Source organism: Paraburkholderia franconis (assembly GCF_009362735.1).
GTDB lineage: Bacteria > Pseudomonadota > Gammaproteobacteria > Burkholderiales > Burkholderiaceae > Paraburkholderia > Paraburkholderia franconis.
The window spans coordinates 1-1,822 of the sequence record NZ_WHNP01000201.1 but is presented as its reverse complement, the minus strand read 5'-3'; the positions used below and the strand labels follow the sequence as shown (position 1 = coordinate 1,822).

Annotated in this window: 1 protein-coding gene and 3 pseudogenes; 1 reads left to right on the top strand and 3 read right to left on the bottom strand. The window is 62.0% G+C overall.

From position 1 onward, the window contains the following. A pseudogene (locus GCT13_RS47555) lies at nt 1-179 on the bottom strand (IS256 family transposase); the annotation flags it as partial. A 120-nt stretch (nt 180-299) separates the two neighbouring features. Further along, nucleotides 300-1,157, bottom strand: a pseudogene (locus GCT13_RS47550) (RtcB family protein); the annotation flags it as partial. A gap of 60 nt (nt 1,158-1,217) precedes the next feature. Here GCT13_RS47550 and GCT13_RS47545 point away from each other — a divergent pair. Next, entirely contained in the window at nt 1,218-1,574 is a 357-nt protein-coding gene (locus tag GCT13_RS47545; RefSeq protein WP_152768421.1) for a hypothetical protein, read from the top strand. A 1-nt stretch (nt 1,575) separates the two neighbouring features. On the opposite strand, the pseudogene GCT13_RS47540 reads toward GCT13_RS47545, so the two are convergent. Next, a pseudogene (locus GCT13_RS47540) lies at nt 1,576-1,822 on the bottom strand (IS256 family transposase); the annotation flags it as partial.

Here is a 1,822-nt window from a genome sequence, read left to right as displayed (position 1 = left end):
CGTACCACCGCGCGTTGTCCATGCAAGGTCTTGACGTTCTCGAATCGCTCCAGCAGCGCCGACAGCTCCGCTTCGATTGCCTGCTGAATCACTTGCCGCGCTCCGTGTCGCACCAATTCGTCCAGGCCCAGACCGACTTCCGATAGACCGACAACTGCTTTTTCCGTAAACTTGCTCATGGTGGATGGTTTGTTGTTTGCTGGTTTCCGACTTCGACAATCAGATTCTCAGCTGAAACCTCCACCGCCTTCAATCTCCCGCCTCAACTCCCCCGTACACCAGTTCCGACTTTAGCTCTGCCGTTCCCGCTGTACGTAATTGTGGTGGCAGTTCACCGCGTGCCCGTCGATGGTGAAGGGCTTCCCGATAGTCGAGCGCACCGCGTCGATCACGGCATTCATCATGACCTCACGGTTGGTGCGCGCGTATCTCTGCGCCCAGCCGACCGCCTCCACGTAGTCATCGAAGTGCCGGCTGCCTTCCTTGAGGTACGCGAGATCCTTGTCCGGCAGATTCGCAAGGTGCTGGCGCATGTCGGCCTGGGCGAGTTCGATGAAGAGGGTCCCGATCGCGTTGCCCACGCCGCGCGATCCGCTGTGCAGCATGAACCAGACGCCGTCATCTTCGTCGAGACATACCTCGATGAAGTGATTGCCGGTGCCGAGCGTGCCCACGTGCGCGTGGTTGTTCGTGCGCGCGAGGGAAGGGTACTTGTCGACGATGCGCTGGAAACCGGGCGCCAACAGCCTCCAGGCGTCGTCGACGGCGGGTGGCGGACGCGACCATGCGCCCGGGTCGCGTCGCCCCGGCGCACCGCCGTGCGGCACGGCACGCTCGATCGCGCCGCGCACGCCGGAAAGCGAATCGGGCAGGTCGGTGGCCGTCAGCGTCGTGCGAACTGCCATCATTCCGCAGCCGATGTCGACGCCCACCGCCGCCGGGATGATCGCGCCTTGTGTCGGAATCACGCTGCCGATCGTCGACCCTTTGCCCACATGCACGTCCGGCATTGCGGCAACGTGCCTGAACACGAACGGCATGCGGGCCGTGTTGCTCAGTTGCCGGCGAGCCGCCTCCTCAATCACGACGCCCCGTGTCCACATCTTCACTGCCTTGTCGCTTGCCACTTCCATGAGTTGATAGTCGACCAGGCTCATATCTCTGTCCCTTCATCCGCTTCGCTCGGCACGCGTCAGTTTGCTGCGTACGACATTAGCGTGAGCCGGTTTTTCTGTTTCGACAACCTGCACGTCATGAGCGCCTTCATCAAGCCCCGGCCTCCGATTCATCGCAAGCGATCGTGCCATCGGATCAACCATTGGTTGACCGCCGCGCTGAATCACTCCTTCGAGAGTCGTCAGTCGGTGCGTGGTGAGAGTCGCGACGCGAACGCTGCAAATTCGATCTGTATGACCGAGCTTGCGATGCCGCGAACGGGCGCGAGCCTGGCAGTTGAAACGGTAGATTCCGTTGTGCCGGCGAGCGGCCAGGTCGACAGCCGCCTGGGGCGCATTCGACAGGTCTCGGCGATGTCCCGAAGACAGTTGAAGGTTGGGACGGCGGGTGCGGCATAGGTTAGGCAACCTTCCGATCGTGGTCAATCGATTTTGAGGTCGATCGTTTCAAGGCGGCAGCGAGAATCCAGAGCTCGTTCACGCCGAGGATTTTCCGGAAGTGCTTCTCAGCTTCCAGGAAGCCTGCGGCCGTCCAGCGCAAGGCCATATCGGCGTCACGATAGCGCTTCACGCGCCCCGCGACACGGCGCACCGCGCCGTTCGGATTCTCGATGATGTTGGTCGTCGACAGGCCACGCATGAGCGCC